This window comes from Henriciella litoralis (assembly GCF_002088935.1).
Taxonomy (GTDB): domain Bacteria; phylum Pseudomonadota; class Alphaproteobacteria; order Caulobacterales; family Hyphomonadaceae; genus Henriciella; species Henriciella litoralis.
In genome coordinates, this window is the sequence record NZ_NCSS01000006.1 from 2,828,781 (window position 1) to 2,842,165 (window position 13,385).

At 57.8% G+C, this 13,385-nt stretch carries 12 protein-coding genes; 4 read left to right on the forward strand and 8 right to left on the reverse strand.

What is annotated here, in order from left to right:
* Window positions 1-157: 157 nt before the first annotated feature.
* The 4 genes from B8783_RS17375 to B8783_RS17390 form a co-directional block, all read right to left on the reverse strand.
* Window positions 158-2,224, reverse strand: coding sequence for a TonB-dependent receptor (locus B8783_RS17375; RefSeq protein ID WP_084421552.1), 2,067 nt, complete (start codon window positions 2,222-2,224; stop codon window positions 158-160).
* Between the two features lie 39 nt (window positions 2,225-2,263).
* Window positions 2,264-2,560 carry a lipocalin/fatty acid-binding family protein gene (locus B8783_RS17380; RefSeq protein WP_084421554.1) on the reverse strand — a complete coding sequence of 99 codons (297 nt, stop codon included), beginning with the start codon at window positions 2,558-2,560 and terminating at the stop codon, window positions 2,264-2,266.
* Window positions 2,561-2,860: 300 nt separating this feature from the next.
* Complete coding sequence (locus B8783_RS17385) at window positions 2,861-3,325, reverse strand: Lrp/AsnC family transcriptional regulator (RefSeq protein WP_169711841.1); 465 nt, start codon at window positions 3,323-3,325, stop codon at window positions 2,861-2,863.
* Window positions 3,322-3,879 carry an Lrp/AsnC family transcriptional regulator gene (locus B8783_RS17390; protein WP_084421557.1) on the reverse strand — a complete coding sequence of 186 codons (558 nt, stop codon included), beginning with the start codon at window positions 3,877-3,879 and terminating at the stop codon, window positions 3,322-3,324. Before B8783_RS17390 ends, B8783_RS17385 begins: the two co-directional genes overlap by 4 nt.
* A 171-nt stretch (window positions 3,880-4,050) precedes the next feature.
* Between B8783_RS17390 and B8783_RS17395 the strand changes: the two genes are divergently transcribed.
* From B8783_RS17395 to B8783_RS17405, 3 genes are read left to right on the forward strand one after another with little or no spacing between them, the layout of a single operon-like run.
* Entirely contained in the window at window positions 4,051-5,979 is a 1,929-nt protein-coding gene (locus B8783_RS17395; protein WP_084421558.1) for a DUF3604 domain-containing protein, read from the forward strand.
* A complete protein-coding gene (locus B8783_RS17400; protein WP_084421559.1) occupies window positions 5,976-6,896 on the forward strand; it encodes a peptidyl-prolyl cis-trans isomerase in 921 nt (306 codons plus the stop codon). The genes B8783_RS17395 and B8783_RS17400 overlap by 4 nt, the downstream gene beginning before the upstream one ends.
* Window positions 6,893-7,927, forward strand: coding sequence for a HupE/UreJ family protein (locus B8783_RS17405; RefSeq protein ID WP_084421560.1), 1,035 nt, complete (start codon window positions 6,893-6,895; stop codon window positions 7,925-7,927). Before B8783_RS17400 ends, B8783_RS17405 begins: the two co-directional genes overlap by 4 nt.
* Window positions 7,928-7,997: 70 nt before the next feature.
* Here the strand turns inward: B8783_RS17405 and B8783_RS17410 are convergent, their stop codons facing one another.
* The 4 genes from B8783_RS17410 to B8783_RS17425 all read right to left on the reverse strand — a co-directional run bounded on the left by B8783_RS17410 (window position 7,998) and on the right by B8783_RS17425 (window position 10,701).
* Complete coding sequence (locus tag B8783_RS17410; RefSeq protein WP_084421561.1) at window positions 7,998-8,318, reverse strand: hypothetical protein; 321 nt, start codon at window positions 8,316-8,318, stop codon at window positions 7,998-8,000.
* A 57-nt stretch (window positions 8,319-8,375) separates the two neighbouring features.
* On the reverse strand, window positions 8,376-9,140 hold the full coding sequence (locus B8783_RS17415; protein WP_084421563.1) for an SDR family NAD(P)-dependent oxidoreductase: 765 nt from the start codon (window positions 9,138-9,140) through the stop codon (window positions 8,376-8,378).
* 206 nt (window positions 9,141-9,346) lie between these two features.
* Window positions 9,347-9,871 (reverse strand): flavin reductase family protein, encoded by a 525-nt coding sequence (locus tag B8783_RS17420; protein WP_169711842.1) that lies wholly within the window; start codon window positions 9,869-9,871, stop codon window positions 9,347-9,349.
* 44 nt (window positions 9,872-9,915) lie between these two features.
* Window positions 9,916-10,701 (reverse strand): SDR family oxidoreductase, encoded by a 786-nt coding sequence (locus B8783_RS17425; RefSeq protein ID WP_084421566.1) that lies wholly within the window; start codon window positions 10,699-10,701, stop codon window positions 9,916-9,918.
* 349 nt (window positions 10,702-11,050) lie between these two features.
* Between B8783_RS17425 and B8783_RS17430 the strand changes: the two genes are divergently transcribed.
* A complete protein-coding gene (locus B8783_RS17430) occupies window positions 11,051-13,378 on the forward strand; it encodes a TonB-dependent receptor (RefSeq protein ID WP_084421568.1) in 2,328 nt (775 codons plus the stop codon).
* Window positions 13,379-13,385 lie beyond the last annotated feature (7 nt).

Sequence of the window (13,385 nt, forward strand, 5' to 3'; positions counted from 1 at the left end):
GGAAGGTACTATCCTCCGACATACCTGACCCTATACTGCGGCGCTCTTCGTCTTGGACGAAGAGCGCCTTTTTTTCGTGAGTTCCGGATAAAGCGATAAAGCCGGCGAGAAAGCACTGGACACCCTACACCCTGTAGCGGGAGGCGTTCGTCCCTCTTTAAAACCTGTAGCGTGCGCTCAGGCGTAATTGGCGTGGTTCGACAGGGTGGAAGTGGAGATCTTCGACACCGCCTGTCTCGCCGGGCAGGCGGGACTCGAAGAAGTAGGAAATGTCGGCATCTTTGGCGTCGAGAGCATTTAATACGTCAAGCGACAGAGAGACCGGGCCGATATCACGTGTGACACCGAGATTGATGATGGTCGTCGGATCAGACGTGATAGAGCCGTTTTCCGTCAACGGTGCCTCCCCGAAATGTCGAAGGCGGGCACTGACGGATAGCGCATCAAAACGCATCAGCATGCCACCGGAAAGAACCGTTCCGACCGCGCCTGGAATCTCGTCTGCCGGACCGGCGATATCGAACGCTGCATCCGTGTGGGCCGCGCTGGCATCGATGATGAGCCACGGCGCGGGCGTCCAGAACAAGCTCGCTTCGATGCCGGTTCTGGTGGAGCTGTCATTCGGTTCAGTGCTCCCAGCATCGCCGACAAAAACCAGTTCGGAATCGAGATCGAGCTGGAACAGTGCCAAGGTTGCCCTGACTGCATCGCTCTCCCAGCGCGCACCGATTTCGCTGCCGCGCGCCTTTACGAGGATCGGCACAGGCGTCGCCGGCTCGCCGCTTGCGGGGTCGACTGAGATGGTTGCGCCGCGCACATCATTTGAATGAAAACCCTCGCCATAATTGGCGTAGAGTTCCAGTCCAGGTGCCGCCTGCCAGGCAAACGCAAGGCTCGGTGATGCGAGCGTATCGTTGGCGGAGCCGCCATTTTCAGGCAGGCTGATTGCGTCCACCTCAGCGTCGTAGTAATCGCCGCGCACGCCCACCACCGCCCGCAGTTTGTCGGTGATCGCTAGGCTGGCCTCGCCCCAGGCGGCAATGCTGGTTTCGGTAACGGCGTCCCGACGTACAGTCGACAGTCGTTCGCGCGCAGCTGTACGGAACAGACCAACATCGGAAATGTCGTCGCGGCGTGCATCCAGGCCGCCGCTGAGTGTCAGACGTTCGCCAACGGGCCGATCATGCCTTATCGCAGCGCCGTAATAGGTTCGCTGATCCAGCTGCTCGAACTCGTCGCCATTAATCTGATCCTCGAGATAATAGGTAAAGTTGGACCAGAGCGAGAAGTCATAGGAGACGCCATAAGCCTGAGCCCGGGTTCGCCCTCCATGGGCATGAGACCATTCAGCTGCGGCAGAAAGAGAATAGCGCGATGTCTCGCCGCCCAGATCGTCATCGATGAATCCGAAGCGGCCGGTGTCGTCGCTTTCGACGGCGCGTTTCGGAATCTGGTCGGTGGACGTGTATTCGGTTTCATACGCGGTCGCTAAGAACTGATACCGGCTCGTGCTGGATTCGTGGGTAAGTTTTGCAAGGGCGTTGAGCTTTCTGAGGTCCTGTTCCAGAGCCCAGGGGCCATCATAGGTCTCCATTTCGCCGGCCAGCAGAAGCGTGGTCGCTGGCCCGGCCTCCAAATTCGCAGCGCCAACGCCGCGCTGGAAATTGCCTTCGCCGATGCTGAGTTCAATGAAGCTGTTATCCAGCCTGTCATATGTCTTGTAACGGGCTGATCCCGCAGCAGCGAAATCACCTGCCTGCGCCGAGTAAGGGCCCTTGCGGTAGTCTACCCGTTCCACAATTTCCGGAATGACGAAGTTCAGGTCAAGATAACCCTGTCCGTGGCCATGCGTGCGCAAGTTGATCGGTATACCGTCGACCGACGCTGAAAAGTCCGTACCGTGATCGAGATTAAATCCGCGCAGGAAGTACTGGTTCGCTTTACCTTCGCCGGAATGCTGCGTCGCAACGGCGCCGGGAATAACTTCGACGAGTTCACCGACGCGCGCCAAGGGTCGGTCCTTGAAATCTTCGTAGCCGACGGTGCCTTCGCTGGCGGCATCTGCTTTGCCGATGAGTTCAGCGCCCCTACCAAAAACAGAAATCGGATCGAGGCGTCTGGCTTCATCATTTTTTGATGAGGTAGATTGTGCCCAGCCTGTGGGAGCTGCTGGCAACACGGTGATTGCCAGCAGCAGAACGCGGCAAGAGATAAAATTCGACATGATTCTCTTCGTCGTCAGTCAGCCACGTTTTGGTTGGATTCAGTCTGGCGTTGCCGAGAAGGTCGAGACGCCGAATGAGCCGAGCTTTACCTTGCCGGAGATATTGCCATCGTCTTCCGTGCCGGTGAATTCGAGAGTCAAAGGCATCGGATTGCTGACTTTGGTCTTCCAGGTCAGCTCATTCCCGTTCACCTTGCCATCTTCAATCACCGTGTTGCCAAACGGGCTGGACATTTCCCCTGTCAGGGCGTCGCCCTCACGGTTCATTGTCATGCCGCCTTTCTGGTCTCCCATTGGGGTCTTGATCACCATCTTGTAATTTCCACTGATCGCCATGTTTTTCTCCTAAATTTGACGCGCGACGAATCTGATCCTCTCAAGCGGCACGACCCGTAGATGCTTGAGCCAAAGCCTTCACAATCCGAAGGTGGTTCGACCCATGCAAGGAGTCCTTATTCGGATAATAAATGTTGAAACACTCCGCGTTTCGTGCCTTTAATTGTGTCAGATTGTGTTTTTGCGTAAACGATAGCACGCAAACAGGCAACAAAAAAACCGCCAGCACGCACGACGCGCAAGCGCGGTGTGACTGGGGGCGCCGAATTGGGAGGGCTGACTTCGGCCAGCGAAAGTCAGCTAGATGATCGAGGTAAACCGGTAATCATGCTTGATGATCTGCCTGGCGAAAGAGTAGCGCACATTCTCGACGCCCGAAATCGTCCGCACGGCGTTGTGCACATAGTCATGAAGCTGCTCGGCATCGCGAACGAAGGCCATCGTGAGGATGTCTGCGCGACCGATGAGCGATCTTACAAGGAAGATCTCGGGCAGTTCGCTCAGCCGTTGGGTGACCTCCGTGACGGGGACGCCCGGCGCTGCGTCGATCCAGATGAAAGCCAGAATCGGGTTTTCCAGACGGTTCACATTAACAACTGCCGAAACGCGGATGATGTCATCGGCTTCCAGGCGTTTGATGCGAGCCCGAATGGCGCCTTCAGTCAGGTCCAGTCGCCTGGCAATCTCTCGGTTGCTGACCCGGCCATTCTCGGCGAGGCAGATGATGATGTTCCGGTCGATGTCGTCCAGCGAATACTGCGTCACGAGAATGGCATCCATTGCGAATCGAATTTGACGTTATTCATTGACAGGGCCGGCGTAACTTTCGCGACGCCCTTTACAGCTGGAATGGTCTCGAACAGGACGCGGTGCAGGTCCTCCATCGTGCGTGCGACGACCTGCATCTCGATGTCCTGCGGGCCAATCACGGTCATGAGTGTCACGACCTCCGGGATCTCGGCGAGTTCGAATGCGACGTCGTCAATGGGACGGCCGCGCGCGATCACGCCGACGGGAGCGAAGTGATGAGGGCCGAGCTTGTCGATATTGACGGTGGCGGTGATGCGAAGCAGGTCGATGTCTTCCAGCGCCCGCATGCGAGCACGAACCGTCGCTTCAGTAAGTTTTGTTATCGCGGCAAGGTCGCGAATCGTTTTTCGACCGTTCGCTCGCAATTCGTCGATGATGATCTGGTCGATGTCATCAATACCGCTGACCGCTGCGGACCCGACATGCACATAAGACGTGTCGTTGCTGATCGATCCGGCGTCTTCCGAAGCGGATGGAGCACCTTGTTCTGTCGTCTGTTTCTTCGACATTTAAGCCCTGCATTCCCTGAACTTCCAACGGCCGATCGTGCAAAAAAACCGCCTGCAAGAGGGACCCGTGACAATTCCACGACCCTAGCCTGCCGACGGTCCGAGGGCAAACAGAACCAACCGAACTTCAGTCAAACGTCTGATTAAAATGATAATGTTGTCAAGGGAGAGATGCGCGTGAAGCCTTATCAAACTATGTTGGCCAGCGGACTGGCAATTGCCGCTGCATCGGGAGCGGTCCATCGCCCTGCCGTGGCCCAGCAAGCCTATTCACCTTATGTGGCCGAAGACTATCCGCGCCAGGTCCTGTGGGGAGATACACACCTGCACACGAATCTGTCGTCGCTCGACGCGAGCGACAGTGGACGGTTCACGCTTGGCATGGAGGACGCTTACAGGCTCGCGCGCGGAGAAGTGGTTGAGGACAATTATGGCTCTCCCGTTCGTCTGTCACGTCCCCTCGATTTTCTGGTCGTTGCCGATCACTCCGAATTCCTTGGCCTATGGGAGGCGGTGAAATCTGGTAATGAGGCGCTTCTGGCGACGGACTGGGGCCGCAAATGGCGTGAGGAATACCTCGAGGCCGAAAGCTATGAGGACTATGCCGCGCTCGATACCGAAATGCTGACCCCGGGAACGCCGCTCGACCGGCGAAGCGCGCCGGTTCTCGACGACGTCCCCTTCAGAAAGAACATATGGAGCGGTATCGGCGAACTGGCTGATGTCTATAACGAGCCCGGGCGGTTCACCGCGATGATCGGCTTTGAGTGGTCCTCAACGCCAGGCTGGTCAAACCTCCACCGGGTCGTGATGTTCCGTGACGATTCCAACAAGACCAGCCAGGTGCTCCCGCTCACCGCGACTGAAACCGTCGACCCGGAAGATCTGTGGGAATATCTGGAGAACTATGAAGCGCTGACGGGCGGGCAGGTGCTCGCTGCGCCACATAATTCCAATCTCAGCAATGGCCTGATGTTCACTGACGCCAAGATGGATCGATCACCCATTGATATCGCCTATGCCGAACAACGCGCCCGCTGGGAGCCGGTGGTCGAAGTCACGCAGATGAAGGGTGACAGTGAAACACATCCGGTTCTGTCTCCGACCGATGAGTTTGCGGAGTATGAGACCTGGTACAGCTTTGCCGGTAAGATGCCGCCGAGCAAGATGGACGAAAAGGCGATCAACCGCTTGCGGAGTTCCTATATCCGGGCCGGTCTCCGATCCGGACTGGAGATCCAGAATGAGGTTGGTGCCAACCCGTTCAAGTTTGGCCTTATCGGCGGGACGGATGCCCACAACGCCCTTCCGGACGCGGAAGAGAACAATTTCTGGGGCAAGTTCTATACGAACGCGCCCTCGGCTGATCGGATGACGGATCCTGGGCTATCGAGCTACAAGATGCAGTCACCCTGGAAAACAGCCGAACTGGCGGCGTCCGGCTACACCGGTGTGTGGGCGAGCGCGAATACGAGGGAAGCGATCTTCGATGCATTGAAGCGCCGCGAGGTCTATGCCACGACCGGTCCCCGCATTGAGCTTCGCTTTTTTGGGGGGTGGGACTTCTACCGTTCAGACGTGATGCGGTCGGATTTCGCAAAGGCTGGATACGAGGGCGGCGTCCCGATGGGCGGAGACTTGACCCGGGGGCCCGACGGCGAGGCGCCGACGTTCATGATCCGCGCCGTCAAGGACCCGCTCGGCGCAAATCTCGACCGTGTGCAGGTGGTCAAGGGATGGGTCGATGCGGACGGCAGCTCTCAGGAGGCCGTGTTCGACGTTGCGTTGTCCGACAAGCGGACGGTTCAGGCTGACGGAAGCGTCGATCCGGTTGGGTCGACCGTCGATCTAACGTCGGCATCCTATGAGAATTCGATCGGGTCGAACGAGCTTGCGACCGTTTGGAAGGATCCACAATTCGATCCGCATCAGCTTGCCTTCTACTATGTGCGCGTCCTCGAAATACCGACACCGCGCTGGACAGCCTATGACGCTGCGCGCTTCGGCCTCAAAGATGTGCCCGAAGACATCCCGATGATTACCCAGGAGCGAGCGTATTCTTCGCCGATCTGGTACACGCCTTCAGAGAGCGACCAATGACACAATCAACCATTCGACGGGTCATCGCCGATCCGCTTCTCCACTTCCTTGTCGCGGGGCTTGCCCTGTTCGGCCTCTATGCCATTGCCAATCCGCCGCAGGCGCAGGAGAGCGAGCGGTCGATCATCGTGACACGCGACGACCTCGTCACCTTCATGCAATACCGCACGAAGGTCTTTGATGGCCGACAATTCGAAGACATGTTCGACAGTCTTGGCCCGGAAGAGCGGATCCGGTTGGCCGAAGAGTATGTCCGCGAGGAGGCCATGTACCGCGAAGCCAAGGCGCTAGACCTCGATCGCAACGATTATGTTGCGCGAAAGCGGCTGATCCAGCAGCTTGAGTTCGTCGCGCAGGACTTTGTCGACCCCGTCACGGCCGTTAACGACGAGGCTCTGAAAACCTATTACGAGGCACACCGGGACCGGTATGTCGAACCGGCCAAGGCGACCTTCACACATGTGTTCTTTTCTGCCGATCGGCGCGGACCGGAACAGGCCTTCGAGGCGGCGCAGGCTCAGTTGACCGAACTCAACGAGAAGGCTGTTCCTTTCCACCAGGCGGCGCGCTACGGCGACCGGGCGCTGTTCAATGTAAACTATGTCCAAAAGGACAAAAGCGTGGTTGCGAGCCATTTCGGGCAGGATGCGGCAGACGCGATTTTTGCCATGTCGCCTCAGCCAGGCGTCTGGAGAGGGCCGTTCCGCTCGCCCTATGGTGCCCATCTAGTCCTGATGACGGATAAATCAGAGTCACATCTTCCGCCGCTGGCTGATGTGCAGGCGCGCGTCGCAGCAGACGCCCTGTCGGATTTCCGAAAGCAGCGTCTTGAGGAGGCGGTCGACGAGATTGTATCGAGCTACGACGTCAAGCTCGAAGATGATGTCACCAAGCAGCTTGTGAATACCTCGTCATGACATCGGTCCGTCTTCTCCTTGTATTTCTGGTCGTGGGGCTCGTCAGTTGGTGTGGAACGCTGCCCGCAGCGGCACATGAGAGTCGGCCGCTCTATCTTGAGCTGACGCAAACAAGCCCAAACGTCTGGCGCCTGTTCTGGAAGGTTCCCCCTAGCGTGCCAGAGGGAAACCTCCCTAGCCTTGAATTGCCTCCCGGCTGCAGTGCAGCTGGAGGCTCAGCATCGCGTCTCGATCTTGTTCCCAATGATGGATCGATCCTGGTAAGCTGTGAAGGGCCGCTTCAGGGCGGCGAGATCACTATACAATATGGCGCGTTCAATCCATCGATCTCCACGATGACCAGGCTGAGTGCTATCGACGGCACCGAACTGGTTGGTATCCTCGCGCCGCAGGACAGCGTCTGGACAATACCGCAGGACATCACGGCATCCTCGGTTGCCCGCGATTATACGCTCCTTGGGATCGATCATATCTGGAAAGGGTGGGACCACCTTCTTTTCCTCGTCTGCCTGCTCTGGATCGCTGGAAGCTTCAGGCGGGTCCTGATCACGATCACCGGCTTTACGGTCGCTCACTCTCTGACGCTCGCCTTGTCTACACTGGGACTGGTGAACATACCTATCCCGCCCGTAGAGGCGGCGATTGCGCTATCTATCGTGTTTCTCGCGCGTGAGATCGCCGTCGGCCGACGCAACAGCCTCACCTGGAACCGTCCTGTCCTTGTATCGGCAAGCTTCGGCCTTCTGCATGGTCTCGGCTTTGCCGCCGTGCTTGCGGAGATAGGGCTTCCTCAGACGCAGCTTGTCACGTCCTTGCTGTTCTTCAATGTCGGCGTCGAGATCGGGCAGGTCCTGTTTGTCGCGGCGGTTGCCGGAATCTTCTGGGCCGTCAGGTTCTTGCTGCGCGGGCGAGCCGGCCAGGCAATTCGTGTGCCGGCAAGCGGTGTACAAGGACGGTTGCTGGCCTCCTATGCCGTTGGTGTGCTGGCGAGCTACTGGCTCGTTGAGCGTGTCGCTGGTTTCTGGATCTGATCTCCCGCAAAGCAAAAGGCCCGCCTTGGTTGATGGGCGGGCCTTCGACGGTTTGATTACAAATATCAGCTTAGCTGAGTGCGGCCAGGTCTTCGTTAATGGCTGCCAGGACGTCATCGGACAGAACGTCTGGTGAAAACACCTGCAGTTGGTCCAGCGTCATGCCGCGTGCCATGTCGATCTGCGGGTTCTCGAACAGTTCCGGTGCAATATGGGTTTCAAGAATCGTCCGCGTTTCAGGCGTGTCGAGAAGCGTGCCGAAGTCTGTTTCTGACGTCGAGTAGGTGACAGTCTCTGTTTCAGTTGCTGCCTCGTCGGCGAGAGCCTGGGGCATGGCGAAAGCCATGAAGGCACCGGCGAGCAGGGCGGTGGAAAGGGGTTTCAGTTTCATTTCTGGTCTCCAGGGTTCAGGGTTTGGGAGAAGGTAGGGCGGAGCTGACGATGTGTGTCACGACATCAGGGATCCGCCATTCACTTGGATCGTGGCGCCCGTCATGTGAGCGGCCTTATCCGGTGAGGCGAGAAAGAGGATTGCTTTGGCGATATCGTCCGGCGAGGCGAACTTTGACATTGGAATACGGGACAGAAAATCATCCATGAAAGCCGACCCGGCCCCACCCATCGCCGCGACGATCGATTCCGACGTCGTAACGCCCGGCGAGACGAGGTTGACGCGAATATCCGGAGCAAGCTCCATGGCGAGCGACCGGCTAGCAGCCAGTACGGCACCTTTGCTGGCGCAGTAGGCCGTGTATCCAGACATCGGCAGAAATGCTGCGCCGGAAATGATGTTGATGATCGAATTGCCAGGACTCTTGCGCAGGACTGGAATGGCGGCCTGGCATACGCGCATTGTCCCCATGAAATTGATGTCGATAACCTTTGCGAGGTCTTCTTCTTCCTGAGCTTCAAAAGCCATCATGGGAAAAATGCCAGCGACATTCGCGACAATGTTGATCCCGCCCAGCGTCTCGACAGTTTTTGCCACGGCGTCATTCACTTGAGCGGCCGATCCAAGATCGACCTTCAAGCCAAGAGTCTTCACGCCGAACTCGGAAGCCAGCTCGTTCGCTTTCTCGGCGACATTGTCCTGCACGTCGATTAGGGCCACGGATGCGCCGGCTTCGGCAAATTGGTGTGCGGTCGCAAAGCCGACACCCTGGGCTGCGCCCGTGACAAAAGCCACTTTCCCCTCGAATTCGTTGGATTGCAATTTCCAATTCCTCGCCTATCGAGCCGGGCTATCCGGTTTTCCGCTCTGCCATGAGCGGCTTGTTTCTTTGATTATCGTCTCGCGACCTGGCTCGGCAGAACATTATTTCCGTTCGAATGCACCGATTAGTGTCGCATATGAATAATCAAACAATTTCGTGCATTGTCAATTGCGTATTTGAGGTGATAATTTGCTACGAATAATGCTTACACCCAACCATCTGCCATGAGTGGAAGATAAGGGGGGGCGACGTCTTCGCTGGCAAAGGTGCCGAACTTGCCAGCGTGGAACATCAGCGGTTCGCCGCCAAATTGCGCAAAGCCGTCGACCCGGCCCACTATGATGAGATGATCTCCGCCTTGATGGATGGCTTCAACGCTGCAATCCATACGTGCAAGGACGCCATCAAGCCGGAGCGGCTCGTCATCCGGGGCTCCGGTCTCGGGGGAGGCGTCCTGTGAGGACGGCCGGGCATAGCTCATCGCCAGTTCTTCCTGATCGCGTTCCAGGATGTGAACGTTGAAGCGCCGCCCTAGCTCAAAAGCGTCCACGCTTGAGCTTCTTGTCGCGAGACACCAGAGGAGCATAGGTGGGTCAAGTGAGACCGACGTCATGGAATTTGCCGTGACGCCGATCTGAGCGCCTGACGGTTTCACCGCCGTAATAATGGTGACGCCGGTACCAAATTGTCCGAAGGCGCTGCGAAGGGCTTTGGGGTCAAAGTCTGCCAATTCGAGATTCCCTGAAAATGATTGAGATATGACGTCCTGCTGCGTCAGGCGGATTCAGTAGCGTCTGCCTTGACGATCTCGAGGAAGAGAGGCCGCTCGCCGCCGCCATGCACTTCAAGCGACGCGCCGCTTATGTAACTGGCGTCCTCCGACAGCAGGAAGATAACGGCACGGGCGACGTCTTCACCCGTTCCCAGCCGTTTGAGCGGCAGCGATGCAGCGATCTTTGCCTGCGATGCGCTGGCACCATAGGTCTGTTCGGTCGTTTCCGTTTCCACAAGGCCAACAACGATGCTGTTCACGCGAATGGCAGGCCCCCATTCCTGTGCGAGGCTGCGCGACAGGCCAAGGAGGCCGGCCTTGGCCGCGCCGTAGACCGCTGTACCTGGCGAGGCACGCTGGCCTGAAACACTGGCAATATTGACGATGGATCCTCGTCTCTTTTCGAGGTGAGGGTAGGCGGCCTGACTCAGATAGAGAGGGGCCAGCAGGTTGAGGTTGATGATCGCTTGGGCAAAGCGCGGACTTGCCGTTGCCGCGTCGCTTTCCGGAGATCCGCCAGCATTGTTTACGAGAAAGTCGATGTTGCCGAACGCATTTGCGACGGTCTTCACAAAGTCGCTGACTTGCTGAGGGTCGCGAACGTCGCACGACACAAACAAGGCTTCCCGTCCGCCAGCCTGGATCGGTGTTTCTGGCGCTGAGCGCCCGCATATCGCGACGTTACAGCCAAGGTCGAGAAGCCGTTTTGTGATGGCTAGGCCGAGGCCGCGCGTGCCGCCGGTGACGATGGCGGTGCGGTCTTCAAAATCTGCTCGGTTGCTCGACATGGCTGGGCCTCGGTTCTGTGTGTCTCGACTGTAGATTTCCTATCATCCGAAAAAAAGAAGGTCACGCCCGGAATGAAAAAATGCGTATCAAAAATGAATAAATACTACGAAAAAAGGTATCGTAATTTTTAAATTTTCCAAATAAGGCACCGAGGTCCGTTCGTGGGTACGAATCGAAATTGGTGCCGATCGGCTCCGAATTTGGCGTCCTATCATTTTTTCTGAAGAACAGTGTAGCCACGTGGAGCGTCTTCAACGCTCCTTCACGACCCTTAACATCCTCCAAATCAAAAAAAGCCGACCCGGCGTGCCGGAGCGCGGAAATATACGATCCAGGGAGGACCGAACTATGAATTATTCCAGGCATGGAATCCTTGCGTGCGCTGCACTGCTCGGGAGCTTTCACTTTGCCAGCGCGCAGGATGCCGCTCAGTCACAGAGCGCCGACACAGAAGAAAGCAGACAGCAGCGGAAACTCGACGTTGTATATGTCACAGCGCAGCGACGAGAGGAGCGGCTCGTTGATGTGCCAATCTCGTTGACCGCGCTAGGCTCGGCGGAAATCGAGCGGGCGCAGGTTCGAAGCGTTAGCGACCTGAACGCGGTGGTGCCAAACATCCAGATCAATGAGACGGTTGGCAACACATTCGGACCATTGATCAGCATTCGTGGCCTGTCGCCGTCTTCCGACACCAGCCTCGCGCGCGACCAGCCCGTCGGCATCTATATTGACGGTGTGCCGGTCAGCAAATCCACTGGTGCAGCCTTCGACACCGTTGATCTGGAGAGAGTTGAGGTGCTCCGAGGGCCGCAAGGCACATTGTACGGAAAGAACACGATCGGCGGGGCGGTTAATCTCATTACGCGAAAGCCGACCGGCGAATTCGGCGGGAGCGCCCTGCTTGGGGCGGGCAGTTATGGCCTCTTCAACGCGCGGGTCTCTGTGGACCTGCCGGAGATTGCAGGGTTCAGCCCGAAACTGGCGATTATCAACAAGAAGGATGACGGCTATTATCGCAACTCGGCGTTGCCGGGGAATTTCGGTGAAGAGGAGGTCTGGGCCGGGCGTTTTGACCTGCTGTGGGAGCCGGCTGACAACTTCTCCGCGCTCTACAGCTATGATGAGAGCGACAGCGAAGGCTCCCCCGCGCAGCTCGCACTCGTTGCCGTCACGGGGGCAGGGCCTGTTGCCTTCATCAATCCATTGCTGGCGCCCTATGTCGTGGACGGTCGTACGCGCACGATTGGCGCCGAGAGCGCGTTCGGCAGCGATTTCGAGACCTCCGGGCATGCTCTGACCCTCGAATGGCAACCCGGCCTTGGCGATCTCACACTCAAGTCGATCACAGCGCGACGCACCATGTTCTCATCTTCGCAGAGCGACTTTGACGGATCTCCCATCGATCTCCTCCGCTTCACCCTCGAGAATGACTATGAGCAGTTCACGCAGGAGTTTCAGGGCATAGGGTCCTTCGGGGCGATCGATTACACGCTTGGTCTTTTCTACCTGGATGACGACTACGACGTTCACAATCCACGCTGGAATTTCCAGTTTGGCGGGAACGATGCCTTCGATGCCAGCGAACGGTCCGGGGGCTCTAAAAGCCAAGCCGCCTATGGGCAGGTGTCTTGGAAACCGGCTGCCTTTGAGGATCGGCTGAAGCTGTCGCTCGGCGGCCGTTACACGCGTGAGGAAAAGGAAGCGACGGAGCTCTTCCTCTCTAATTCGGCCTATGCGGCCGATCCATCAGCGTCGGGCTCGGGAGTCTTCCTTCGCGAGGCAGACGGCACCCCCGTGACGCGTAGTGGGCAGCCGGCGGCGGGGGCGCGGCCGGGTGCGGGTGGCATCGGCGCGACTGACCTTATTCCGCTCGAAAATGACGGTGTCTGGTCCAGCTTCACGCCGGAGTTCAACGCCCTCTATAAGTTCAGCGACGACGTCTCCGTATACGGACGCGTTGCGACGGCGTTCAAGAGTGGCGGTATCAATGATACCGCGGCGACGAATGACGCTTTCCTGACGTCGTATGATCCGGAAAAGCTGACCTCATACGAACTCGGTTTCAAATATGCGGGCTTTGACAATGCGCTGTCGCTAAGCGGGGCGGTATACCATTCCAATTACACCGACTTCCAGGCGGGGGTGTTTGTGCCTCAGCTGGTGACGACAAACATCATCAACGCTGGCGAAGCCAAGCTCACGGGGGTCGAGATCGAAGGCACGGTCCGGCCGACCGATAATCTCTCTTTCGACTTCGGCGCGGGCTATGTCGATGCCAGGTATACCGATTTCGTCCTGCCGGACGGCACTGATGTCACGGATGCGTATGTCGTCACGCGCGTGCCTGAGTGGAACTACCAGCTCGGTGTGCTGCACACCCATGATTTCAGCTTCGGCACGCTGGAGACGAGCGCCGATTATACCTGGCGAAGTGAGCAGGCAGGGACGATCACGGATGATCCGCTTTCGGAACTTCCGTCCTATGGCTTGCTAAGCGCGAGGATCGCCCTGACCGACATACAGGTCGGCGACGGAAAGACGCTCGAAATTGCGGCTTGGGGCAAGAATCTGACGGATGAGGAATACCTTGTCAGTGGCATCAACCTCTCGATTCTGACGGTTTCCCAGTTCGGCGATCCCCGCACCTTGGGCGCAGAACTTCGGCTTCGCTTCTAGGGGGACG

What these genes read in the sequence shown, in the direction of transcription:
- B8783_RS17410 (WP_084421561.1), bottom strand. Translation starts at nt 8,318, where the DNA reads ATGAAACTGAAACCCCTTTCCACCGCCCTGCTCGCCGGTGCCTTCATG.
- B8783_RS17395 (WP_084421558.1), top strand. Translation starts at nt 4,051, where the DNA reads ATGCGCGTGAAGCCTTATCAAACTATGTTGGCCAGCGGACTGGCAATT.
- B8783_RS17380 (WP_084421554.1), bottom strand. Translation starts at nt 2,560, where the DNA reads ATGGCGATCAGTGGAAATTACAAGATGGTGATCAAGACCCCAATGGGA.
- B8783_RS17375 (WP_084421552.1), bottom strand. Translation starts at nt 2,224, where the DNA reads ATGTCGAATTTTATCTCTTGCCGCGTTCTGCTGCTGGCAATCACCGTG.
- B8783_RS17430 (WP_084421568.1), top strand. Translation starts at nt 11,051, where the DNA reads ATGAATTATTCCAGGCATGGAATCCTTGCGTGCGCTGCACTGCTCGGG.
- B8783_RS17400 (WP_084421559.1), top strand. Translation starts at nt 5,976, where the DNA reads ATGACACAATCAACCATTCGACGGGTCATCGCCGATCCGCTTCTCCAC.
- B8783_RS17390 (WP_084421557.1), bottom strand. Translation starts at nt 3,879, where the DNA reads ATGTCGAAGAAACAGACGACAGAACAAGGTGCTCCATCCGCTTCGGAA.
- B8783_RS17405 (WP_084421560.1), top strand. Translation starts at nt 6,893, where the DNA reads ATGACATCGGTCCGTCTTCTCCTTGTATTTCTGGTCGTGGGGCTCGTC.
- B8783_RS17425 (WP_084421566.1), bottom strand. Translation starts at nt 10,701, where the DNA reads ATGTCGAGCAACCGAGCAGATTTTGAAGACCGCACCGCCATCGTCACC.